26 protein-coding genes are annotated in these 24208 nt (G+C 37.5%); 11 read left to right on the top strand and 15 right to left on the bottom strand.

All coding sequences use genetic code 11. The features are described from left to right. Positions 1–226 precede the first annotated feature (226 nt). Both FJR09_RS24545 and FJR09_RS25720 read right to left on the bottom strand, forming a co-directional pair. Positions 227–1138 (bottom strand): IS1634 family transposase, encoded by a 912-nt coding sequence (locus tag FJR09_RS24545; protein WP_083881402.1) that lies wholly within the window; start codon positions 1136–1138, stop codon positions 227–229. Positions 1139–1229: 91 nt separating this feature from the next. Then, complete coding sequence (locus FJR09_RS25720) at positions 1230–1355, bottom strand: hypothetical protein (RefSeq protein ID WP_256369521.1); 126 nt, start codon at positions 1353–1355, stop codon at positions 1230–1232. 167 nt (positions 1356–1522) lie between these two features. Here FJR09_RS25720 and FJR09_RS03370 point away from each other — a divergent pair, with 167 nt between their 5' ends. Further along, entirely contained in the window at positions 1523–3115 is a 1593-nt protein-coding gene (locus FJR09_RS03370) for an NACHT domain-containing NTPase (protein ID WP_015078182.1), read from the top strand. A gap of 239 nt (positions 3116–3354) precedes the next feature. Here the strand turns inward: FJR09_RS03370 and FJR09_RS03375 are convergent, their stop codons facing one another. The 4 genes from FJR09_RS03375 to FJR09_RS03390 form a co-directional block, all read right to left on the bottom strand. Next, positions 3355–3624, bottom strand: a complete 270-nt coding sequence (locus FJR09_RS03375; RefSeq protein WP_015078181.1) for a type II toxin-antitoxin system RelE/ParE family toxin — start codon at positions 3622–3624, stop codon at positions 3355–3357. A 2-nt stretch (positions 3625–3626) separates the two neighbouring features. Then, complete coding sequence (locus FJR09_RS03380; protein WP_200863834.1) at positions 3627–3860, bottom strand: hypothetical protein; 234 nt, start codon at positions 3858–3860, stop codon at positions 3627–3629. A gap of 223 nt (positions 3861–4083) precedes the next feature. Then, positions 4084–5904, bottom strand: a complete 1821-nt coding sequence (gene thrS, locus FJR09_RS03385) for a threonine--tRNA ligase (RefSeq protein ID WP_015078179.1) — start codon at positions 5902–5904, stop codon at positions 4084–4086. Positions 5905–6009: 105 nt separating this feature from the next. Beyond that, positions 6010–6294, bottom strand: coding sequence for a hypothetical protein (locus tag FJR09_RS03390; RefSeq protein ID WP_168654013.1), 285 nt, complete (start codon positions 6292–6294; stop codon positions 6010–6012). A gap of 158 nt (positions 6295–6452) precedes the next feature. Here FJR09_RS03390 and FJR09_RS03395 point away from each other — a divergent pair, with 158 nt between their 5' ends. Together FJR09_RS03395 and FJR09_RS03400 are read left to right on the top strand one after the other, a co-directional pair. Next, positions 6453–6767, top strand: coding sequence for a DUF2605 domain-containing protein (locus FJR09_RS03395; RefSeq protein ID WP_015078178.1), 315 nt, complete (start codon positions 6453–6455; stop codon positions 6765–6767). Positions 6768–7013: 246 nt separating this feature from the next. After that, entirely contained in the window at positions 7014–7334 is a 321-nt protein-coding gene (locus tag FJR09_RS03400; protein ID WP_015078177.1) for a DUF2973 domain-containing protein, read from the top strand. 175 nt (positions 7335–7509) lie between these two features. Here FJR09_RS03400 and FJR09_RS03405 read toward each other — a convergent pair whose 3' ends face one another. After that, the gene (locus tag FJR09_RS03405; protein WP_015078176.1) at positions 7510–7938 is read right to left on the bottom strand and encodes a SufE family protein; all 429 of its coding nucleotides are present in this window, start codon (positions 7936–7938) and stop codon (positions 7510–7512) included. 227 nt (positions 7939–8165) lie between these two features. Here FJR09_RS03405 and psaK point away from each other — a divergent pair, with 227 nt between their 5' ends. Further along, entirely contained in the window at positions 8166–8426 is a 261-nt protein-coding gene (gene psaK / locus FJR09_RS03410; RefSeq protein ID WP_015078175.1) for a photosystem I reaction center subunit PsaK, read from the top strand. A 791-nt stretch (positions 8427–9217) separates the two neighbouring features. Further along, positions 9218–9712 carry an ureidoglycolate lyase gene (locus tag FJR09_RS03415; protein WP_015078174.1) on the top strand — a complete coding sequence of 165 codons (495 nt, stop codon included), beginning with the start codon at positions 9218–9220 and terminating at the stop codon, positions 9710–9712. A 56-nt stretch (positions 9713–9768) separates the two neighbouring features. On the opposite strand, the gene FJR09_RS03420 is transcribed toward FJR09_RS03415, so the two are convergent. Then, positions 9769–10176: an NUDIX hydrolase gene (locus tag FJR09_RS03420; RefSeq protein ID WP_015078173.1), complete on the bottom strand. Its 408-nt coding sequence runs from the start codon at positions 10174–10176 to the stop codon at positions 9769–9771. A gap of 239 nt (positions 10177–10415) precedes the next feature. Between FJR09_RS03420 and FJR09_RS03425 the strand changes: the two genes are divergently transcribed. Beyond that, positions 10416–11156: a cytochrome c biogenesis protein CcdA gene (locus FJR09_RS03425; protein ID WP_015078172.1), complete on the top strand. Its 741-nt coding sequence runs from the start codon at positions 10416–10418 to the stop codon at positions 11154–11156. A gap of 3 nt (positions 11157–11159) precedes the next feature. Next, a complete protein-coding gene (locus tag FJR09_RS03430) occupies positions 11160–12527 on the top strand; it encodes a cytochrome c biogenesis protein (protein WP_168631772.1) in 1368 nt (455 codons plus the stop codon). Positions 12528–12574: 47 nt separating this feature from the next. On the opposite strand, the gene hisG is transcribed toward FJR09_RS03430, so the two are convergent. Then, the gene (gene hisG, locus FJR09_RS03435) at positions 12575–13219 is read right to left on the bottom strand and encodes an ATP phosphoribosyltransferase (protein WP_015078170.1); all 645 of its coding nucleotides are present in this window, start codon (positions 13217–13219) and stop codon (positions 12575–12577) included. A 75-nt stretch (positions 13220–13294) separates the two neighbouring features. Between hisG and rppA the strand changes: the two genes are divergently transcribed. After that, the gene (rppA, locus tag FJR09_RS03440; RefSeq protein WP_015078169.1) at positions 13295–13987 is read left to right on the top strand and encodes a two-component system response regulator RppA; all 693 of its coding nucleotides are present in this window, start codon (positions 13295–13297) and stop codon (positions 13985–13987) included. Between the two features lie 47 nt (positions 13988–14034). Here rppA and FJR09_RS03445 read toward each other — a convergent pair whose 3' ends face one another. From FJR09_RS03445 to FJR09_RS03455, 3 genes are all read right to left on the bottom strand, one after another. Next, entirely contained in the window at positions 14035–14448 is a 414-nt protein-coding gene (locus FJR09_RS03445) for a secondary thiamine-phosphate synthase enzyme YjbQ (RefSeq protein WP_168631773.1), read from the bottom strand. Positions 14449–14534: 86 nt separating this feature from the next. Beyond that, the gene (locus tag FJR09_RS03450) at positions 14535–15608 is read right to left on the bottom strand and encodes a glycosyl transferase (protein WP_168631774.1); all 1074 of its coding nucleotides are present in this window, start codon (positions 15606–15608) and stop codon (positions 14535–14537) included. 139 nt (positions 15609–15747) lie between these two features. Next, positions 15748–16914, bottom strand: a complete 1167-nt coding sequence (locus tag FJR09_RS03455; protein WP_168653700.1) for an aminotransferase class V-fold PLP-dependent enzyme — start codon at positions 16912–16914, stop codon at positions 15748–15750. Positions 16915–16999: 85 nt separating this feature from the next. On the opposite strand from FJR09_RS03455, the gene FJR09_RS03460 reads away from it, so the two are divergent. Then, on the top strand, positions 17000–18115 hold the full coding sequence (locus FJR09_RS03460) for an ABC transporter permease (RefSeq protein ID WP_015078165.1): 1116 nt from the start codon (positions 17000–17002) through the stop codon (positions 18113–18115). 96 nt (positions 18116–18211) lie between these two features. Here FJR09_RS03460 and FJR09_RS03465 read toward each other — a convergent pair whose 3' ends face one another. Beyond that, a complete protein-coding gene (locus FJR09_RS03465) occupies positions 18212–19237 on the bottom strand; it encodes an ABC transporter permease (RefSeq protein ID WP_168631776.1) in 1026 nt (341 codons plus the stop codon). 198 nt (positions 19238–19435) lie between these two features. Continuing rightward, the gene (locus FJR09_RS03470; RefSeq protein ID WP_174782920.1) at positions 19436–21049 is read right to left on the bottom strand and encodes an ABC transporter substrate-binding protein; all 1614 of its coding nucleotides are present in this window, start codon (positions 21047–21049) and stop codon (positions 19436–19438) included. Between the two features lie 243 nt (positions 21050–21292). On the opposite strand from FJR09_RS03470, the gene FJR09_RS03475 reads away from it, so the two are divergent. Then, the gene (locus FJR09_RS03475; RefSeq protein WP_168653699.1) at positions 21293–21868 is read left to right on the top strand and encodes a thioredoxin family protein; all 576 of its coding nucleotides are present in this window, start codon (positions 21293–21295) and stop codon (positions 21866–21868) included. A gap of 136 nt (positions 21869–22004) precedes the next feature. Here FJR09_RS03475 and FJR09_RS03480 read toward each other — a convergent pair whose 3' ends face one another. Next, positions 22005–22517 (bottom strand): hypothetical protein, encoded by a 513-nt coding sequence (locus FJR09_RS03480; RefSeq protein ID WP_168653698.1) that lies wholly within the window; start codon positions 22515–22517, stop codon positions 22005–22007. A gap of 339 nt (positions 22518–22856) precedes the next feature. On the opposite strand from FJR09_RS03480, the gene aroA reads away from it, so the two are divergent. Next, entirely contained in the window at positions 22857–24206 is a 1350-nt protein-coding gene (gene aroA, locus FJR09_RS03485) for a 3-phosphoshikimate 1-carboxyvinyltransferase (RefSeq protein ID WP_168653697.1), read from the top strand. Positions 24207–24208: the final 2 nt, after the last annotated feature.

Consider the following 24208-nt stretch of genomic DNA (forward strand, 5'->3'; position numbering starts at 1 on the left):
TAAACTACTGTTTGTCCTTTATTTAATCTTTCGGTAATTTCTATGTCCGATATTTGATGATATTTTAATTTTGCCGTCAGGTCTTTAATTTTTAATTCTGCTAAAGATTTTGAACAAAAATCTTCTTTTTCTAACTTAACTAGCTGTTTATTAGTTTTCAGAAACTCTTCTGAGATTTTTTTGGTTAATTTCTTTAAATCTGCTTTTTTTCTGTCTGTGCTTTCAATTAATAACCGTTCGGCTGACGCTCACGGCGAAGCCATCTTTGCTCTATTCCCCCGTAAAATACTTTCTCTTCTTGATAGCTATATCCTTTGATATCACTTGGTTTCAGTTCTTTGCTTATCGGTGCTTTTAGCAAGTTTTTAGCTTTTTTAATGGATAATGGAACTCGACTTATCCAGTTCATATTCACCATTAATTTTAAATTACTTTCACTGTATAAAGCACTGTCAGCGACCATTATACTGTCAAAATCTATTTGTTTGGAATACTCTACTAAGATATGAGCAAATACGGCTTTATCTGATTCGTTTCCTGATGCTCCTCTAAAAAATAAAGGTATATCTCCATCACTACTTACTATTAAATCTAATATACATTGTTTTAAGTCTGGGCGGTGGTCACGGGAATAGCCCTGTGTGATATTAATCGGATTTTCTTTGTTTATTCCTTGTTCTTTTTCTCCATTATTTAGGCAATTTTTATACTCTCCATGTAAATGTAATGAGCTTGAATCTAAATGGGAATATTTAGTTTCTATCCCAAATTTCTTGACTACTTCTAAGGCAATGATTAGGAATATTTTTGTTAATCCATATTTGTAGAGCTTGTCCATTACTCTACCTATCTTATCATCATTTAAATCTGATGCTTTTATTCCTTCTTTTATTAAATGTTCTATGGGTTTATCTTGAAAAAAATCAGGGGAATAAATATAATGGTCTTGATACAATTTTCCTTGATGTTGACGCATTTTTTCTAAGATTATATTTTCTGATTCATCTGAATCATCTGCATAAGCTTTATTCACACTTTCTACTAATTGACGCTTTTTTTGACGAGTTATACCTATTGTTTGACTAAAGATATAACTTGATTTTACTATATCTCTATCTCTATGATTTTCACAACTCATAACCACAAGTAGATATCCAAAAGAAAGGGTTTAGCATTGCTAAACCCCTACTCCACTTCACTTCACGTTACCTTACTTTAAACATCAAAATCTAGTTGTCTTCGTTTTTATCATCAGGTTTTATCCACTTGATAATCAGAACTAGAAACGCATCAGCAGATTTTTCGATAGCCCAAGTTAATAAAGCGGTTAATACAATAATTAAAATAGTATCCATAAAACTTTACCGATTCCCAAATCATTGACTACATCTCTACATTGACAGGTGAGTGTTTGAAATCAGGTTGTAGCAATGCTTGAGTTATGAGTGACTTGTGTATGACATTGCATTAATTTCTTGTTTGACAGGTTAAAATCAGTAAAATTGCTGCGCTTAAAGTTTCTATGAATGGTCGTTCTCTATCCTGTTCTCCTAAAGGTATCCAAAAAGCCAAAAAGGCTTTAATCCGCTTTTCCTTGACTCAAAAGGCATTAGCTGAAGAATTGGGAGTAACTCGTCAACCAGTTGGTAAATTCTTTACAGGGAAACCTGTTGACCGTAATATCTTTGTCAAAATTTGCGACTATTTAGAACTGGACTGGGAAGAGGTAGTTACTCAAGTCAACGAACCAGAAACGGAAGCGAAGCAAGAAAACAGCATTGATATAGATAACCTCGTCCAAGAAGTACGCGCAAAGATAAAACCCCTCATTCAAGAACGCTGCGGCACAATGCGGGTGCTAGATATGACACAGCCCATTGGCTTGAATGAAATCTACACTAGCGTCAATATCTTGGAAAACATCACGGGAATGCAGCGATTAACAATAGAGGAATTAGAAAAATTATCACAACAGTATACACAAGAGGATTTTGACCGCTTTGGATTGGAGGCAATTAAAATAGAGAGAGTACCTGGACTACAAGTAGTGCAGAAATATTCTAAGCTAATGATTTTGGGAAAGCCAGGAGCAGGTAAAACTACATTTTTGAAGTATTTAGCTATTCAATGTATAGCAGGTGAATTTCTTGCTCATCTTGTACCTAGGTTTATTACCCTCAAAGACTTTGCAGAAGATAATTATCAAAACAGTTTAGTAAACTTTATCATTTTTGATACTTGTAATCAATTTTTTACTTCTCAAAATGAAGCAGAGACATTATTACAGCAGGGTAGACTGCTAATTCTTCTGGATGGTTTAGATGAAGTCAGAGAAGAAGATAGTAAGCGTATTTTAAAAGAAATTCAGCATTTTGCACAGCGTTTTCCGCAAAATAGATTTGTTATGACTTGCCGCATTGCAGCACGAGAATACACATTTGAGAAATTTACAGAGGTAGAAGTTGCTGAGTTCAATGATAAACAAATTAATAATTTTGCGACCAATTGGTTTAAAAATAAACCTGTTAAGCCAGACAAATTTATTCAACGTCTAAGAGAAAATTACCCCATTAAGCAACTAGCATCAAATCCCTTGTTACTAACTTTACTCTGTTTAGTATTTGAAGAAGCCGGGGATTTTCCTGCGAATCGTTCTGAATTATATAAAGAAGGCTTAGATGCACTACTCAAAAAATGGGATACCAAGCGGGGTATTAAACGTGACGAAGTTTACAAAAAGCTATCTGTACAGAGGAAAGAAGATTTATTAAGCAAAATTGCTTTAACCACTTTTGACCAAAGTAACTACTTTTTTAAACAGAAATTAGCTGAATATTACATTACAGACTATATTAGTAACTTGCCTGATGCAAGCACAAATACAGAAAAATTGCAGCTAGATAGTGAAAAAATTATTAAATCAATTGAAGCTCAACATGGTTTATTAGTAGAAAGGGCAAAAGGTATTTACTCTTTTTCCCATTTAACATTTCATGAATATTTCACAGCTAGAGAATTTGTATTAGTCCAACAATCATCAGATAATGCTTTGCAAAGCCTGGCTAGCCATTTTACTGAAAAACGCTGGCGGGAAGTCTGTTTATTAGCAAAATAGTGATTGTTATGTTAGCCGTGATGTGCGCCAGTATATAGAAGATACTTTACTGTTACCCATTGTAGAAATCCAACCCTATCGGTAAATGTTTGTTTAGAAAACAGATTAGCAATTTCCAGCTAGATTTTTTTGTCTGAATCAGGATATCCAGGATTAAAGGATTAACAGGATGGAGAATTTATTTGTTTACTCTCAATCAACCAAAGATATACATTTTCAATTTAAGCTACTACCAATTTCTAAGGAAAATAGCGATAAAATTCCCGACGATGTAAAACACGCATTACTTCTATCAAATCTCCGTTAACTTCTATTCCCAGACGATAATTACCAATACGTATCCGATACCGATTAGGGTAGCCTTTCATAGCTTTAATATCAAGAATCTCGTCTAAAGAATTGATGTTTTCTAAAGTGGTAAATGCAAGCTCGTAGATGCGTTGGTATGATTCTGAACTTTTCAATTGTTTTAAATCTTTCAGAAAAGTCTGACGATATTGTACTTTCAAAATTATTCTTCCTCAAGATAAGCTAAGGCTTGATTACGATCTAGCAATGGTGTATTCATAGATTCATCCATCGCTTTGTTCAGACAATAATCTTCTATTGCTTCAGTTAGTTCATCTAAAGAAGTATCCTCTGTAGGTAGTAATTTTCTCCAAATATCAATAGGAATGACTACTGCAATTTTATTACCCTCTTCGTTAGTCAGATATTCAAGATTTAACATTTGTGACTCCAACATTCATGATATGGCAACGTATATAGGGGTTTAGCATTGCTTAATGGTGTCAACTTAAGCCCCGGCGAATGGAATTCACGGCTACACAAACAAAGTCCGCCTGGGCGGACTAAGGAAAAATCAAGGATTGAAACCCACGCAGGTGGTTTTGCCTGTGTAGACGCGGTTTCTAACCGCCCGTTTTACGTTAAGTTGACACTATGAGCATTGCTAAACCCCTACTTTTTTAGAAGTTACTAAAGTTAGTAATTGCTTCTGTGATTTTATCCACAACCTCATCTAGAATTATGACTCCCAACTCCCCAGAAGCGCGGGTACGAATACTCAAACTGTTGGTTTCGACTTCCTTCGCACCAACCACGGCCATGACAGGGATTTTATCCTTTTCCGCGTTGCGAATCAACTTACTCAAGCGATCGCCACTGGTATCCACTTCTGCCCTAATACCCAACGCCACCATCTTAGCAGCCACCTCTTTGGTAAAATCTAACTGAAGATCACCGACAGGTAATAACCTGATTTGTACAGGTGCTAACCACAGAGGAAAATCACCCGCGTACTCTTCAATTAAAATTCCAATTAATCGTTCCAAAGAACCAAAGGGCGCGCGGTGAAGCATTACCGGACGTTGACGCGAACCATCTTCCGCCACATATTCTAAATCAAACCGTTCTGGTAAATTATAATCTACCTGCACAGTTCCCAATTGCCATTCCCGTTCTAAAGCATCACTGAAGATAAAATCCAGCTTGGGTCCATAAAAAGCCGCTTCCCCAATTCCTTCAAAATGCTCCATTCCCAATTGTTGCACAGCGCGACGAATTGCCCCCTCCGCTTTATCCCAAGCTTCATCAGAACCGATATACTTATCACTAGCTGGGTCACGGAAACTCAATCTAGCTTTAAAATTCTTCAATTGCAGACTTTTGAAAACGCTCAAAATCAAATCTACAACATTGAGAAATTCACTGTCTAGCTGTTCGGGAGTGACAAACAAATGAGAATCATCAACGGTAAAACCGCGTACCCTGGTTAAACCACCCAATTCTCCCGACTGTTCATAACGGTAAACTGTACCAAATTCTGCCAAGCGCATCGGTAATTCCCGATAAGAGCGCAATTCACTCTTGTATATTTGGATGTGGAAGGGGCAGTTCATCGGTTTGAGGACAAAACCCTGTTCTATGGCTCTTGCTTCCTCATCTTCAGCCATTAAAGGAAACATATCTTCCTTGTATTTCTGCCAGTGTCCTGATGTTTTAAATAAATCAACTCTGGCAATATGGGGAGTAACTACAGGTAAATAACCCCGTTTTAATTGTTCTTTTTTGAGGAAGTCTTCTAAAATCGTTCTTAACAAAGTCCCTTTGGGAGTCCACAAAGGTAAACCAGGACCAACTAAATCGGAAAAGATAAATAATCCCAGTTCTTTACCCAGTTTACGATGATCACGGCGCAGGGCTTCTTCTTTGCGGCGTTTATACTCTGCTAGTTGTTCGGGAGTTTCCCAAGCTGTGGCATAAATACGCTGTAATTGAGCTTTGTTTTCATCTCCGCGCCAATAAGCACCAGCAACGCTTTCTAATTCTATAGCTTTGGGATTAATTTCGCTGGTATTTTCGAGGTGAGGTCCAGCGCACAAATCCCACCATTGCTCTCCCAAATGGTAAATTGTGATGGGTTCTTGTTTGATATCTCCGAGAATTTCCAGTTTATAGGGTTCGTTAATGGCTTCAATGCGGCTTTGTGCTTCTTCGCGGCTGACTTCTTCCCGAATTAATGGTAATTTGCGATTAATAATCTTCACCATTTCTTTTTGAATGGTCTTTAAATCCTTATCGCTAAAGGGTTCTGGACTATCAAAGTCATAATAAAACCCATTTTCAATCCAAGGACCAATTGTGACTTGCACCTTGGGAAACAGCTTTTGTACTGCCATAGCCATGATATGGGAAGCTGTGTGACGAATCTTTTTTAGTGTTTCTGATTCGCTGGTTCGGGGTAAATAGATTTTTTCGACTGGTTGGGTTTCTTGATTTGGGGACATTGGCTATTAAACTTTTGACGAAGTGTTAAAAATAGAGTTGACGAAAAATATCTTTACAAAATAAATAATAGTCCACTGGCTATGGTTTTTCCTAATTTAGCCCAACTACAGGCTGCTGGTAAAAGCCATACAAGACAAAATTAAATTCAATCGAGTTGTCAGAGAACAGGGAACAGGGAACAGGGAATAGAAAAATTTTCTTCTTTCTTCTTTCTTCTTTCTTCTTTCTTCTTTCTTCTTTCTTCTTTCTTCTTTCTTCTTTCTTCTTTCTTCTTTCTTCTTTCCTCCTGACTCCTGACTCCTGACTCCTGACTCCTGACTCCTGACTCCTGACTCCTGACTCGGTGACTCCTGACTTCTTCCTTTAGAGGTATCCAGGTTTACTCCCAAGGAGCTTTACAAAACTATTGCCAAATTTATATAATCATGCTTCAGATACCAAGTTACATATTTTTTAAGTTTTTTTATGTAAAAAGTTATGAACTGATTGTTAAGGATCGTAAATAACGTTAATATAAATAGACAATTAAGAAATATGATTCTCATATATGGGGGACTCAAATCTACCAAACGCTGATTTACTAAAATCAGTCTTAGAACCGCTGTTAGAGGATTTTCAAGATTGGTTTGAGCGATATCGTCAAATTCTGGAAAATGAGAAAATCCAATTCATGAGTGAACAAGAGCAATTTGACTTACTAAAACGAGTTAAAAATGCACAAAATGAACTCAAAACGGCAAGAATGTTGTTTAAGGCAACTGATCAACAAGTCGGACTTGATATGGCAACGGTAATGCCTTGGCATCAATTAGTTACAGAATGTTGGAGTGTGGGAATGCGTTTAGGTCAGTCAAAGGAATAATCAACCTGTTGGCAAAATCTGAATCCAGTGGAAATTGTAAAAATATTAGACAATTCTTAACATTCTTTTCATAAAAAAATAATGTGCCTCGTGTTACCTTAATATCAATATAAGGATTGCACCATATAACATAAGCACATAAGTAAAGAATCTTACATTCTTTCCTACCGTAAATTATTTATTTGCGGAGTTTTAGGTTTTACATAGATAACATTTTTACCCTTTGCTGTTCTGGAGGAAAATTCAATGCTACACCTACTTTATATTTTAGCTTTCACCGTTTTGGCATTTATGGCTGTTGGTAATTTAATTCGCAATCTGATCATGTTCAGTTTTGACAGAGAACGAACTTATTCTAATAATCAATCATCACCAGGTGGCTTTGGTTATTATGCAGCTAGAAGGCAGTATGTCCCCCATCCTGAATTGTTAGATAGTGCAGGTAATATGATTAAAGAACCGCTGTTGGTCATGCGTTCAATTAATGTTGAAGATGCACGGGAACAGTTAGATGCTCTTTATGAATCCTCTCCTAGTCAGAAAATTGATCGCTCAGAAGGAGCATAATTGATAATTTGCAAAATTTTGAACTATATAGAGGTTTGGTAATACTAAACCTCTATAATTGTAGGGGCAACCCCTGTGGTTGCCTAGCCAATGTGGTTCAGCGGAGTCAGGAATTCAAAAAGCAGAAAGAATAATCTCAAACTTAAAAAAGTTGTCGAGTCTCCAATTCCTAATTTTATAATTTAGATTCCAAAGCTTTTTTTTGCATTGTTTTGAAAATATTGTAAAACCCATTAGCGCGGGAAGGTGTCAAACTTACATTTAAGCCAGTTTCTTGAATAAAATCAGGAGTAAGTTGGATTATTTCTGTAGGTGTTGATCCATTTAATCCTTCTATTAATAATGCTAATAAGCCCTTAGTTAATTGGGAATCAGAATCACCCTGAAATATGACTTTACCGTCTTCTAATGATGCCGTAACATACACTTGAGAAACACAACCGGGAACTTTATTTTCTGGGAGTTTACCAGATTCAGGAAACTCTTGTAGCTTTTGAGCATACCAAATTAACTGCTCATAGCGTCGTTTTGGTTCTGTAGCGCGTTGAAAGCGGTGGACAATTTTATTTAGTGCAGGTGGTAAGGAATCAAGAGTTGAGGACATGATCAATCCAGGAAATAATTACTCTTATCTTAGCAATTACCAGCCCTTCTAGATACCATTTGGATCACAACAAATATCAAAAATTGCTATTAAGTATAGCACTTGTTTATATTGTCAAATGAAAACAAATGTTAAAATTTGCTACAAAGTAAGCAATGATATAGATTTTTATTAATCAATATTTAGATGATATTGACAAGCATCCGCAAATATCAGGAGTAAATTAGATGTTGACTTCAAGCTTACTAGCTACAGCTACCGCATCTCTAGAATGGAGTCCTAATATTAGCATAATTATGATTGTTGCCAATATTTTCGCTATTGCTGTAGGCAAATTTACGATTGAGCATCCTCATGCTAAACCAGAATTACCAGCACCTCAATTTTTCGGTGGTTTTGGTTTACCTGCGGTACTAGCAACTACTTCCTTTGGGCATATTTTAGGAGCAGGTATCATTTTAGGGCTACACAGTATTGGTAAAATCTAAATTTTACTGATTAAAAATTAGGGAGAGGAATTTATTTTTCTTCTCCCTTTTTTTATAAGGAAGAACGCCGAAAACCCTTGAAAATGTGGCTGACTCAGGAAGCCACATTTGGGCTTTAGACAAGGGATGAAGGCTAGAGGCTTTCCTTTATCCTGCATTGACGTTAATTTGAAAATTTGAAATTATTTCAAATTTTCATCCATATTCGTGATAGAATCAAATTGTCACTAAAGACATAAAAAGCTACCGAGGGACTCTCGCAAAGTTACGCTTGTCAGATATGATTTCGCCCGCCAGGGCAAACGAAATCAGGGCAAGAACCCAAATATTTAAGGAACCCTGCCTGAAACTGGGATAACTGAGGGATATAGACTGAAACTCTCTATAGAATCTCCGCGTCTTTACCCGGATTTCTCACCAAAATCCTCAAACCCTTATAAAATCTGGATTCTGGGTTTTCACACTGCATCAAAAATCAACCCCATGAAAAATGCCCGAAACCGTCTCTCTATAAAGATTATATAGATTGCGATAGCGAAGCGCTCCGTAGGAATCGCATTGTTTGTGAGAAATGCGGGTTTAGACCGGGGAGTGTCAAGCTATAGAAATTAACTTTGCCTAGGCAGGAGTTAAAATAGGCGATTATGGTTTGTCTAAAGCATTTGATTTAGCCGGTTTAAGTGGACAAACTTTAAACAGGCGTTGTTAGATTGTATGTAAACCATCAAATAAAGAAGTTGTCAGTAACCCAGCCCTAAAGGGACTGAGTTTCCCGCTTACCGCGTGATCTTATGAGTACATTATCAAAAATACAAGAATTACCATCTCAATTGATTACACCAGAAAATTTTCAACCTTATGGACAGGTAATATATGCAAGTAAAGATGGGAAAAATTTTGATCAAGAAGATGCCCAGTTAAATTTACAAAATGGTATTCCTCATTTTTATATTATGCGGTTGCAGAAAAACGGACGGAAATTTCACCAAATTACTCGTCATGTCAAATGTACTCAATGTTTAGGTTCATTGGATAGTAAAGACTGGTTAATGGCAGTTTGTCCAGCTAATAATGATACGAATGCACCTGGGTTATCAGAACTTGCAGCTTTTCGGATTCCCGGAAATTGTTTTATTAAATTAGATATGGGAACTTGGCACGCAGGCCCATATTTTGATCATGATTTTGTAGATTTTTACAATTTAGAATTGAGTGATACAAATGTGGTAGATCATTTCACTCATAATTTTCTCAAAAGTCATAATTTAGCCTTTGAGATGATTTAAAATAAGATCCCCGACTTCTTAAACAAGTCAGGGATCTGGATATTTTGGATATGTGTCTATATCCATGAAGTTTGAATAATTCTTTTTAGTGAAGTTTCCTTGACTAATTCAGCAGCTTGGTTAACTTCTAACCATTTTCTTTCCCTTGCGGTAGCTTCTGGCCAATCTTCTAATACTGTTTCCACAGGTAATAAAAATAAATTTACTTGATAGGTATTCCCCCGTTTTCGATATTTATAATTACCTAACTCTTCAGTTGTGACTCTACCGACAACTCCGGCTTCTTCCCATGCCTCCTTCGCTGCTGAATCATGGGGACTCATACCTTTACAAAGTCCCCCTTTAGGAATTACCCAACCTTGACGGCTACGAGTAGTAATTAATAAAACTTCAACTTTTCCATCGTTGATTCGATAGGGAATAACTCCAGATTGTTGAAAAACTTTGTTGATTTTGCGAGTCATGGTGGTAGATTCCTTCTGAATGAGTATTTTTGATTTCCAATGTGTATTTGTTAATAATGTGCCACTAAGGCAACTTTCAAAATCATTAATCTGATTTTGAGTAATCTTAACTATAAATTCAACAACTTTCCTGAAAAATCCGGAGTATGATTTACCTCACGGTACTTACTTTTATGATTTCATGATCCAAAATACGTTAAAATTCAAGCAGAGTAAGCATTTTCTACTTAAATATCCTCATGCTAGAAACTCTAGAAACCCAAATTTATCAACTTGAGCAATTTGCCAACACCCTTGTTGCGAACCAACTCACCCACCTGAGTTTCGTCAGCATTGCCATTATTTTTGCGGCTGGCTTGCTGACCAGCCTTACGCCCTGTATGCTGTCTATGCTGCCCATTACCATTGGCTATATTGGCGGTTATGAAGCTAAAACTCGCTTACAAGCAGCAGCCCAATCAACTTGGTTTGCGTTGGGATTAGCAACTACATTAGCAGGAATGGGCATCGTCGCAGGTTTAGTTGGTAAAGTCTATGGACAGATAGGAATTGGTTTACCAATTATTGTCAGTATTATCGCTATTATTATGGGACTGAACTTATTAGAAGCATTACCCATCCAATTTCCTTCTTTGAATGAAACAAATTGGATTTCTCAAGACTTACCTCCCGGAGTCCGTTCATACTCTATCGGCTTAACATTTGGGTTAGTTGCTTCCCCCTGTAGCACACCAGTTTTAGCTAGTCTATTAGGTTGGGTTGCTAATACTCAAGATTTAGTTTTAGGTGCGGTTTTACTACTTGCTTATACAGCCGGATATGTAACTCCATTAATTTTAGCAGGTACGTTTACTGCTGCCATTAAAAAACTATTAGAATTGCGCCGTTGGTCTGGTTGGATAAATCCTATTAGCGGTGTATTATTAGTAGGCTTTGGTGTTTTTTCTTTACTTTCTCGGATTCCTATTGGTAGTTTCTAAGCAATGACTTCAGATCAGACAACATCCACAGAATTAAGTTGGTGGTTAATACCGGGGCGTTTTATCCGTCGGGAAGTTTTGCCTGTATTAACTGATTTACGTTTGGCAATTATTCTATTGTTAATTATTGCCTTATTTAGTGTGAGTGGTACGGTAATCGAACAGGGGCAATTGCCTGATTTTTACCAATCTAATTATCCAGAACATCCTGCTTTATTTGGTTTCCTTTCTTGGAAAGTTATTCAAGTAGTTGGGTTAGATCATGTATATAGAACTTGGTGGTTTTTGAGTTTATTAGTTTTATTTGGAACTAGTTTAACGGCTTGTACTTTTACTCGTCAATTACCAGCCCTCAAAGCTGCTCAAAAGTGGAAATATTACGAAGAACCTCGCAACTTCACAAAATTAGCTTTAAGTGCTGAATTGGAGGGTGTTTCTTTGCCATCAATTACGCCAATTTTGCAGCAAAAAAGTTATCGAATTTTTCAGGAAAAAGATAATATTCTTTATGCCCGCAAAGGTATAATTGGTAAATTGGGACCAATTATTGTCCACATTGGGATTGTCGCTATTTTGCTGGGGGGAATTTGGGGAGCAATGACGGGATTTATGGCTCAAGAAATGATTTCTAGTGGCGATACATTCCAGGTAAAAAATATTGTTGATGCTGGTGCTTGGTCTTCTCAAGATGTGTTGAAAGATTGGTCTGTGCGTGTCAATCGCTTTTGGATTGATTACACACCGACGGGAGGAATTGACCAATTTTATTCAGATATGTCTGTGCTGAATAATGAGGGCAAAGAAGTTAACCATGAGAAGATTTATGTTAACAAACCGCTGCGTTATCATGGTGTGGTTTTCTATCAAACAGATTGGGGAATTTCCAGCGTTCGGGTGAGATTAAATAAAAGCCCAATTTTCCAATTACCAATGGCACAATTAGACACCAAAGGTAAGGGTAGACTTTGGGGAACTTGGATTCCGACTAAACCAGATTTAAGTGAAGGTGTTTCCCTATTAGCCAAAGATTTGCAAGGCATGGTATTAATTTATGATGCTCAAGGTAAGTTAATAAATACTGTGCGGGCAGGAATGTCTATCCCTGTAAATGGGGTAAATTTGCAAATTTTTGATGTCATGGGTAGCACGGGTTTACAAATCAAATTTGATCCTGGTATTCCTATTGTTTATACTGGTTTTGCTTTATTAATGTTAGGTGTGGTGATGAGTTATTTTTCCCATTCTCAAATTTGGGCTTTACAAACAGGCGAAACTTTATATATTGGTGGAAAAACTAACCGCGCTCAAGTTGCATTTGAACAAGAAGTTTTGGAAATTTTAGACCAACTTAGTGCCGTCAAAAAGCCCTAAATTTAAGATCTCCGACTTCTTAGAGAAGTCGGAGATATAAGATTTAATTAAGCTGTGGTGAGCATTTCTGACCGCATTTGTGCAATTAATTTATCTAAATTACCTGTATTTAACCGATAACTTAAAGGGTGAACAATTAACCGGGCTGTACTTTCATACAAAGTCGCAATCTCAATTAAACCATTTTCCTTTAAAGTCTTTCCCGTCGAAACTATATCAACAATTGCTTCTGACATTCCCGTAATTGGACCTAATTCCACAGAACCATACAAAGGGACAATTTCTATCGGTAAATCCAAACCTTGGAAATATTCTCGCGCACAATTTACATATTTAGAAGCAACTCGACCATGGGCCGGTAAATCTAACGGGGATTTGTAGGAACTAGCCGCTTTTACAGCTACAGACATTCGACAATATCCAAATTTCAAATCCACTAATTGGGCAACTTGGGGCTGTTTTTCTCTGAGAACATCGTAGCCGACAATTCCCAATTGTGCTTGACCATATTCTACATAAACAGGCACATCTTGCGCTCGCACTAATAAGGCTTTCGCTTGTCCACTAGCATCAGTAATTTGTAATTGGCGGTTTCCTGATTCTAAGAAAGCACTAAAATCTAATCCTACAGATTGTAATATGCGGAGACTAGGTTCAAGTAGTCCCCCTTTTGGTATTGCAACAGTTAACATTCTTTTTTTTGGTATTCTTAATGTGTTTGCAGTTCACTATATTGAGAATATATCTATATTGCCATTAGCAACAGAATGAAAATTTTATTAGTTGATGATGAAGTTGAGCTAACTGACCCTTTAAGTCGTCTCTTGACCCGTGAAGGTTATAGTGTTGATGCTACTTATGATGGGACAAGTGGCAGTAATTTGGCAGAAATAGGCAGTTATGATTTACTGATTTTAGATTGGATGTTACCGGGAAAAACAGGGTTAGATATTTGTCAGGAATTACGCCGTCAAGGTAAAACAACTCCTGTACTATTTCTCACGGCAAAAGATACCCTAGATGACCGTGTACAAGGTTTGGACGCGGGCGCTGATGATTATTTAGTCAAACCTTTTGAATTGCGGGAATTACTGGCAAGAGTCCGGGCTTTGTTACGTCGTACTGGTACAGAATCTTATAGTAGCACCACAGGAAAGCTAGTTGTAGCCGATTTGGAACTTGATATAGAAAATCAAATAGCTTATCGTCATGGGAGAATCATAGAACTCTCTCAAAAAGAAAGTCAGTTGTTACAATACTTCATGGAAAATGCTGGAAAATTACTGACGCATGGTCAAATTTTGCAGCATTTATGGCAAAATGAGGAACAACCTAATAGTAATGTGATTGCGGCTTTAATTCGTCTGTTGCGTCGCAAGGTAGAAGGAGTGGGTAAAACACCAATGATTCATACTGTTTATGGTAAAGGTTATCGTTTTGGTTCGACTGGAATTGAATAAACCAGGACATAAATGATCACAATTTAATTCTGATTGATATACTAAATCTATCCAGAAATATGAACTACTAACTCTCTCATATTATTCTGTTGACGATGTTCCCAAACATAGATTCCTTGCCATGTTCCTAATACCAAATGACCACGATTAATGGGAATTTGTTCGGAGGTATGGGTTAAAACTGTACGGATATGTCCTGGCATATCGTCTGGTCCTTCAGCATCATGAATGTAATGGTTTCCTTCTGGGACTATTTTGGCCATGAAATTAGCTAAATCAACTAATACATCAGGATCAGCATTTTCTTGAATTACTAAACTAGCTGAGGTGTGACGTAAAAATAAACTACAAAGCCCAGTTTCTATACCAGATTCAGCAACAATAGCTTCAATTTTGGCGGTAATATTGTGAAATGATTTTCCATGGGTGGAAACTCTTAATAGTTTTTGGTAGTGGGTCATAATCCTCATGGTGTAATATCCCCGACTAATTTTTCAATGATATCAATAAATAATGAATCAATGGTAGAAGTAGGGGATCTGAATACTTACAAATAATCTATCACAGCTTTAGCTATTGTTTCATTGCCATTTTTATCAATGATTTTAGTTTGCTTCGGTGGTTGGGGTGACTGATAAAGAAAATCCCAATCTCCTTGAAAAAATTCCGGTACTGTGAGAATTTGATGATGATTGTAATTAGTAATTCCTGCTAACATAAAAGCAGCTTCGGCAAAATCATCACGAGGTATAGTTACCACTGGTACATCTAAAAGGGTGGCTTCTGAAAATGTCCCATAACCAGGTTTAGAAATAATTCTGCCACAAATTGGCATAAAATCTACAGGACGGTATTGACGATTTGTAACTTTAATTAAGTTAGGTAAATCTGGGGCTGAAGCATCAAAAGTAATAAATTGCCAATCGGGAAATTTGTTGATATTTGTATAGGGAATTGCTTGTAAACCTAAACCCCCAAATGTTAGTAAAATTGTTTTTTCTGGAGGTGTACTTATTCCCCAATTGGTGCGTAATTTATCAATAGAAAAATGGGGAAAACCACCAGTTAAGCCTACATCTGTAATGTTGGTAAATGCTGACATAGGTTCATGGAAAGGAAGACGAAATAAAAGGTCGCATTTTCCATACCAATCACTAATCCAATCAGCCATTTCTGTAAATTCTCCTCCCCAATCTCGATAGATAAAATCCCAACCAAAATTACTAATCATCCAACAGGGGATATTTGTAGCTTCAGCAAATCCGGCAGCGAGAAAAGGAATATCTGCCAAAATGAGATTAACGCGATTTTGACGAATAAAATTAACTTCTGAAGCAATTAAGGATTTGTGATTTTTTTTAATTTCTCGTAGTTTTTCCAAAGTTGCTGATTTATCCATTGTCAAACTATCAACTTGAACAACACCTAAATCAAACGCCCGTGGACGTAAAATGAAATCACCTTCTATATAAGATTCTAGTAACCAGCGAGGTGCAGTAGTAACTAGAATTAATAACGCTTCAGGACATAACTTTTGGATAGTGTTAGCTATGGAAGCTGTGCGGGTAGCATGACCAAAACCGTGATTGGTAATTGCTATATATATAATTGGTCGTTCCATGATTTCAAAAGAAAAAGGTTAAAAAGTATTTGTGTAGGTTAGGTTGACGCAAGAAAACCCAACATTAAAAATCATTTGTTTTGTTGGGGTTTCCCAAAGCTATTACTCCGCGTTCACGCAGTGTCCCGCAGGGATACGTTCACGTTTCACAACCCAACCTACTTGATATTGCTGCTATTAATTGGTCAATTTCCGACTCTAAAGTTAGATAATGAACACTCACCCGAATGCAATTAGGATTGGCAATTGTTCGTGTTAAGATATTTTCAGACTCTAGAGATTGCACCAATTTAAAACTAGGTTGATTAGTTACTTGAAAAGAAACCAATCCACTTTCTGGAGGTGAATTTTTTAAACATTTGACATTGGGTAAAGAGTTTAATTTTTGCCAGAGATAATTACTATTTTGGCAAATTTGCTCATATCGTTCCTGTGCTGTTCCCCATTGTTCATGAATTGTAATTGCTTGCTTTAAACCCACATATAATGAAGTTGGTAAAGTGGATACTTCATATCTGCGTCCATCTGGTTGCCAACCCGTCGGTTGGGCTTGATTATTAGTAATTATCCCACTCAAACCAATAAAGGTAGGGTGCAAACTTTCCCTCGTTTCAGGACGCACATATAAACCACCCACACCCGCAGGACCACATAACCATTTGTGACCAGTAAAGGCATAAAAATCTACACCCAAAGCAGTTAAATCTAAAGGAATCACACCCACTGATTGAGCCGCATCTATCAATAACAGCGAATTATTACTTCTGCATACTTCGACAATCTTATCAATAGGTAAAACTTGACCAGTATTCCACAAAACATGACTTAAAACTACTAAGCGAGTTTTGGGACGGAGATTTTCAGCAATAATACTGATAGGATCACCTTCATTTAAAGTAGCCATTAAGGGACAAGTGGTAACTTCTACCCCAAACCTGCGGGCAATTTCCTGGGCTGTAGCAATTACTCCAGGGTGTTCGCAGTCGGAAAGAAGCAGATGATCACCTACGTGCCAATCAATCCCCCACATCGCAATATTACAACCTATCGTGACATTACCTGTGAGAGTAATTGTGTTACTTGGTACATTTAATGTAGATGCAATAGCTTCCCGACTGGCTTGTATTTGCGGTGCAATCCAACTGTATGCCTCACTCCCAAAAGGACCTATACTTTGAATATGTGCCTGAGATTGGGTGATAGCATCCATAACCATTTGCGGCATTGGACCCTGTCCTCCGTAGTTAAAATAAAGCTTATTACTTAAAGCGGGAAATTGTGAGCGATGATGATGTAGGTTATTCATAAAATAGGTTTGCGGTTTTTGATCTAATCTATTGATATATACTTTTATCAACAATTAATCAACATTAACTTTTACATCAAAAACTATGAATTGGTGGCAACGACTCAACAAAAACCCTCTAGCACGAACTGGGGCAATTGTCCTCTTCTCTTTGTATTTAGCAGTAATTGGTGCTGATTTCATCGCTCCTTATAACCCTTATGATTCACAAACCAATGGTTCACTACTCCCACCGACTCAGATTCATTGGGTATCTCAATCAGGGCAGTTTATTGGACCCCACGTATATCCTACAACACAAGGCGATACTAACTTAGAAACTGGGGAAAGAAAAATAATTATAGATCAGACAAAACCTTCACCATTACGATTATTTGTGACTGGGACAAAATATCAATTATTTAATTTGAGTATTTCCCTACCTCCAAAATGGCAGGAAGTCACAATTATTCCGGGTATTTCTTTAAATTGGCATTTGTTTGGCGTTATTGGTGACGCAAAATTGAATATTTTGGGAACAGATGAACAAGGACGCGACCAATTTAGTCGCTTGTTACATGGTGGTCGAATTAGTATGTTTATTGGTATTTTCGGGATTATCATTACCTATCCATTGGCATTGCTTATTGGTGGTATTTCCGGCTATTTTGGCGGAATAATTGATAGTATCATCATGCGTTTAGCAGAAGTCTTGATGACCTTTCCGAGTATTTATTTATTAGTAGCATTATCAAGTATTTTGAGTCCAAAATTAACCAGCACTCAGCGATTTTTACTAATTATTTTGATTACTTCTGTAATTAGTTGGGCAGGTTTAGCGAGGATAATTCGCGGACAGGTATTATCAATCAAAGAACTCGAATTTGTGCAAGCAGCAAAGGTAATGGGTGGTAATCCTATTTATATTATTGTTCGTCATGTTTTACCACAAACTGCAACTTACATTATTATTTCTGCTACTTTAACAATTCCTAGTTTTATTGGAGCAGAAGCAGTATTAAGTTTAATTGGTTTAGGTATTCAACAACCAGATCCTTCTTGGGGAAATATGCTTTCTTTAGCTAGTAATGCTTCTATTTTAGTGTTACAACCTTGGCTAATTCTACCACCAGCAATTCTAATTATTATCACCGTTTTGTCTTTCAACGTCTTAGGTGATGGTTTGCGTGATGCTCTTGATCCTCGTAGTGTGCAAAGATGATTATGAGTGGGTTAAGCGACAGCGCAACCCAACAAATGTTTTAATAATTTATGTTTAATAATGTTGGGTTTCCTTGCGTCAACCCAACCTACATAACTAATATCTAATTCTCGGATCTACATAAGCATTAAGAATATCAATCAAAATACTCGCACTCACAACAATTGCCCCGAAAAATACTAACACCCCCTGAACTGTAGGATAATCGCGGTCGGAAATAGCTTGATATAAACGATTTGCTAACCCTGGCCAGGAAAATGTCACCTCTGTTAAAATTGCTCCACCTAATAAGGAAGCAAATGTTAATCCTAATACTGTAATTACAGGAATTAAGGCATTCTTTAAAGCATGGGAAACTAAAATCTTATTTTCAGAAATTCCCCGCGCTCTAGCCGCTTCTATATAATCAGCTTTTAAGGTTTGTTTTAAATTAACCCTGACAATGCGCTCAAAAATTCCACTCAGCAAAATTCCCAAAGTTAAACTTGGTAAAGCTAAATGATGTAAAGCTGTAAAAAATTGACTTAAATTCCCACTTAATAAACTATCAATTGTATATAAACCAGTAATATTTGTAGGTGCAGGAAGATTAGGAGGAAACCGATTAGAATTAGGAAACCAACCCAATTGAACTGAGAAAACTAATTGTAATAACATACCTGCCCAAAACATCGGTAGTGCATAGGTAATAATCCCGAATAACCGCCCCCCAATATCAAAAGCAGTTCCCGGACGAGAAGCGGAAATAGTTCCCACTAAAACGCCAACAATCAGCGCCACAGCCATACTCGCAAATGCTAATTCTACGGTTGCTGGAAAATATTGACCAATTATTTCACCTACATTTTGCCCGCGACTGGTTAAAGAAGTTCCTAAATCAAATTGCAGTAATTTACCTAAATAATTGAGATATTGTAACCAAATTGGTAAGTCCAAACCAAGTTGTTTTCTTAATTCTTCTTTCGCACTTTCTGGCGCTCTTCCTCCTAAAATAGCATCTGCGGGATCTCCTGGCGTAGCTCTAAGTAAAAGAAAAACAATGGTGATAATAGTGAATAATTGCAATGGCGCAAATAGCAACCGGGAAAAAATGTAATACTGTAATGCTTTTGAACGGGACATATTTTATAGGAGTTCAGGAGTTCAGGAGGAAGAAAGAAGAAAGAAGAAAGAAGGATTAACCTCGTTCCTTGTCTCTGACAAGGAATGCAGCCTAGAGGCTCTGCCTCTTGTTAATTATATGAGGCAGAGCCTCTAAATGGCATTCCCAGCCGGAGTCTGGGAACGAGAGAATGAGAGAGAAATTACCCGGTATTGATACTACTTTTTAATTGTTTTGTAAATTAGGTTTTGGGTAGGATCAAGATTGACATTGGCTACGCCTTTTTGAGCAAATACAAAATCTTTGCTTTGCCATAAAGGGATGTAGGGAACATCAGTTAATACTTGGGTTTGAATGTCGGCAAATATTTTTTTCCGGGCTTCAGGATTTTGTTCTTTGCGTTGTTGATCTATGAGTTTATTCATAGCTTCACTATAATAAAATGACCCCTGAGTTTGACTACCACCTGTTTCGCAACCTTTAGCAACTGAACCTTGTTCACAGGCTAAAAATGGCTGCACGTAGTTGTCTGGATCTAAAAAGTCTGGATACCAATTAGTTAAGGTGCTGGGATATAAACCTTTGGAAATTTCTTTATAGAAAGTTGCACCTTCTACGGTTTTAACTTCAAATTGCAAAATACCATCCATTTTAGTATCAGCGAGGGATTTTAAGGTTTGTGCAACTAAACTGCGCGTCATTGAACTTGCAGGATACCAAATTTGCACTTTTGCTGGATTTTCTTGGGAGAAACCAGCAGCGACTAAGGATTTTTTGGCTTCTGCAAATTTACCATCACCATATTTATCTTGAAACAATGGCTGGGAAACATTGAAGGTGGTGGGAATCATGCTATAAAGCGGATCAGCCTGTGATAATAATACCCGATCATTTAATAATTTACGATCAATTAATGATGCGATCGCTTGTCTTACCTCTACTTGATCTAAAGGTTTTTGATTGCGATTTAAAGTCAGATAAGTAACTACACTACCTTGAGCAGATATAGCTTGCCAATCTCCCTTTTTTGCACTTGCTTCTAAACTCTGAATTTGATCTGGTTGTAAGGATAGATAAGCCACATCTATCGCCCCAGTTTTAAAGGCATTAAATAAGTTAACTGGACTGGTTTGAATTTGGACATTTACACCTTTGTTTTCTGGTTTTGTTCCCCAATATTTATCAAATACATCAAACTTTAAGGAATCAGTTCCATATTTGGCTAATTTATAAGCACCAGTCCCCACAAAAATATTCGGTTTAAATTTTCCCGCCCCAATTTCATAGGATTTTGGCGAAACTGCACAGACTCCAGAAAATGCTAACAACGAAGGAAAAGCGGCAAAGGGTTTTTTCAGTTTAATTGTTAATTCATACTCTCCTGTGGCTTTAACTGAGGCTACGGTATCAGACAGCAGGAAGGATGGTTTACCTTTATTTTCGATAAAGCGTTGCAGGCTAAACTCCATTGCTTTGGCATTGAAGGGAGTATCATCATGAAATAGGACTCCTTGGCGAATAGGAATAGTATAAGTTAAACCATCTGCACTCACTTTTGGTAATGCTGTTGCCAATTGTGGTTTAATTTCTGTACTACCTGGTTCGTAAGTGTACAGGCGATCGCTCATATTAAATACTAAACTCAAAGATCCCAATTCATACGCATCAGCAGGATCAAGAGTTCTTGGCTTTTCCGTTGTCCCTACGGTAATCCGACCATCACCCGCAGGAGCATTTATAGCATTAGGCTGTGGTGCATTTGTTTGCTGTTTAGGAGTACAACTAACAACCAATAATAGACAAAGACAGAACAAAGATAGGAGTTTTGTCATCCTACCCCATTGTTTAATTAGCAAGGAACACCAAGTGATCATTATTAAAATATTTTCAATCAACGGTCAGTCATTATAGCAGGGAAGAGGGAATATTGATCTTTTTCCCATAACTTAATTACATAACTCATAATATACTCAAATTTTTTAATAAGTTATGTATTTGAATTGGGTAATTTTCCTAAATCAAGATGGATTATTCTATTATTAGAAAAAACCCTGATCAAAACATTTAAAAAAATTATGGTTTTAACAGCTTCCACAATGTTGCCTCTAGGCACGAAAGCACCAGATTTTCATCTACCAGAAGTAGTATCTAGAAAAATAATTTCTCTTGATAATTTTGCCGATAAAAAAGCATTGTTAATCATGTTTATTTGTCGTCACTGCCCATTTGTTAAGCATATTCAACAAGAATTAGCCAGATTAGATCAAGATTACAATAATAGTGACTTAGGGATTATTGCCATTAGTGCTAATGATGCTAAAAATTATCCCAATGATGCCCCAGAATCATTAAAAGACATGGCTATAGAACTGGGGTTTGATTTTACCTTCTGTTACGACGAAACCCAAGAAACGGCAAAAGCATATACAGCAGCTTGTACACCAGATTTCTTTTTATTTGATAGCGATAGAAAACTCGTTTATCGTGGACAATTAGATGATAGTCGTCCTAGTAATAATCAACCTGTTACAGGTAAAGATCTAAGAGCAGCTATTACCGCAGTCTTAAATAATCAACCTGTAATAAGTGAACAAAAGCCCAGTATTGGTTGCAATATCAAATGGAAATCAGGTAATGATCCTAGTTATTAAGGGTAATTGGTAATTGGTGATTGGTAATTGGTAATTGGTGATTGGTGATTGGTAATTGGTAATTGGTGATTGGTAATTGGTGATTGGTGATTGGTAATTGGTAATTGGTAAAACTCTTACCTGTTCCCTGTTCCCTTTAATGCTGAATTTCCAAATTGAGAATATAACACCCTAATTGGATTTTTCCTGTCCACAATTCGTATTCTAAACGGAGATTCTCTGGAAAAGGATGCCCGCTAAGAGTAAAACTTTTGGTAAAATTACGCAAACGGATAGGTTGATGGGGTTGTAATGATTCATTTGGCAACCAGAAACGACTAATGCCATAAACACCTAATTCCCAAAAGTGACGGTAACTGACTTGTGCATTACCTTGCATTGTCATAATTAACCGCCGAGATGAAATTTCCAGCCATAAAATTCTGGGACTGCTAGGAGGAGAAAAATTGTTTTTAGTTGGGTGAATTGTATCTTCTGGATTGAAATAACTGCCTACCTCACAACTAATCAGAGGTGGTGCAGTTAATAGTAAATGAAATTTATCTGTATTCTTTTGGATTAAAGTTCCAGCAGTGTCAACCACAGACCAAATCGGTAAGTCCGTGGAAATCATTGATAAACATACGGGTTTGCGGTGGTGAGTTAGCATGAGAGTGTGAGGGGTTACAAATAAAGAATAAAAGTTGAGCGATTTTCTAAATTGCCAGTTTTGCCTGTTATTTAACGTTACGGCTGACGTTTTTGGTGAAAGCAACAAAACACAAGACATTTAAGCAAGATATCTAATAAATAGTAAAACCTGCTTCATCGTTAGCAAATATTTTGATTTGTTAATCTAAACCATTCAATATGGTATTATCTGTCACCTGCTATCTACCGAAAGAAGGATTATAGTTGCCAAAAAGCGGTAGGATACTAAATTGGAAGTGAATAGTGATAAACAAGTCGCTGTTTAGCTTTTATTCTATTCAAAAGTCATTGTATCCTAATGTCAGCTATTGTTATTAATTTAGAAACTCAAGCAAACTCTTCTGATCACTTAATTATTCAGCGCCCTGCCTCTGGATTGTCTTTGCAGGGACGTATCCGAGTTCCTGGAGATAAGTCTATTTCTCATCGCGCTTTGATGTTGGGTGCGATCGCTGAAGGTGAAACTCAAATTCAAGGACTGCTGTTAGGTGAAGACCCCCGTAGCACTGCGGCTTGTTTTCGGGCTTTAGGGGCGGAAATTTCGGAATTAAATACAGAATTAGTCAAAGTCAAAGGCATCGGTTTGGGCAATTTTCAAGAGCCTATAAATGTCTTGGATGCGGGTAATTCTGGAACAACGATGCGGTTGATGTTGGGCTTATTAGCATCCCATCCAGGGCGATTTTTCACGGTGACTGGTGATAGTTCTTTGCGATCGCGTCCCATGTCCCGTGTCGTCAAACCACTGCAACAAATGGGAGCGCAAATTTGGGGACGCAAAGGCAACACTTTAGCACCTCTAGCCATTCAAGGACAGGCTCTAAAACCCATTCATTATCATTCTCCCATTGCTTCGGCTCAAGTTAAATCCTGCATTCTCCTCGCGGGTTTAAACACCCAAGGACAAACCACCGTTACTGAACCCGCTTTATCACGGGATCACAGTGAACGAATGTTAAGGGCTTATGGAGCAGAATTAAGTATAGATCCAGACCGCAATAGCGTCACGATTACAGGTGGGGCGAAACTCTACGGACAAACTGTAATTGTCCCTGGTGATATCAGTTCAGCGGCTTTTTGGTTAGTTGCGGGGGCGATCGTTCCTGGTTCAGATTTGGTAGTCGAAAATGTCGGTGTGAATCCTACCCGCACGGGGATTTTAGAAGCATTGGCACTCATGGGGGCAGATATTCAACTAGAAAATCAGCGGGAAGTAGCGGGAGAACCTGTGGCTGATATCCGCGTCCGTTCCGGTGGTTTAAAAAGCTGTACCATCGCTGGTGATATCATTCCCAGGTTAATTGATGAAATTCCTATTTTGGCAGTTGCAGCGGCTTTTGCTGAGGGGACAACAATTATAAGAGATGCGGAGGAGTTAAGGGTCAAAGAGAGCGATCGCATTACCGTGATGGCACAACAACTCAATAAAATGGGGGCAAAAATCAGCGAACTACCGGACGGGATGGAAATCACCGGCGGTACTCCCTTAGTCGGTGCGGAAGTAGATAGCCATACAGATCATCGCATTGCCATGAGTTTAGCGATCGCAGCCCTTAACGCCACCGGTACAACCACCATTCACCGCGCTGAAGCTGCTGCTATTTCTTATCCCAATTTCACAAGCACATTACGGGAAATTTGTCAATAGTT

The organism is Dolichospermum sp. UHCC 0406, assembly GCF_009712025.1.
GTDB lineage: Bacteria > Cyanobacteriota > Cyanobacteriia > Cyanobacteriales > Nostocaceae > Dolichospermum > Dolichospermum lemmermannii.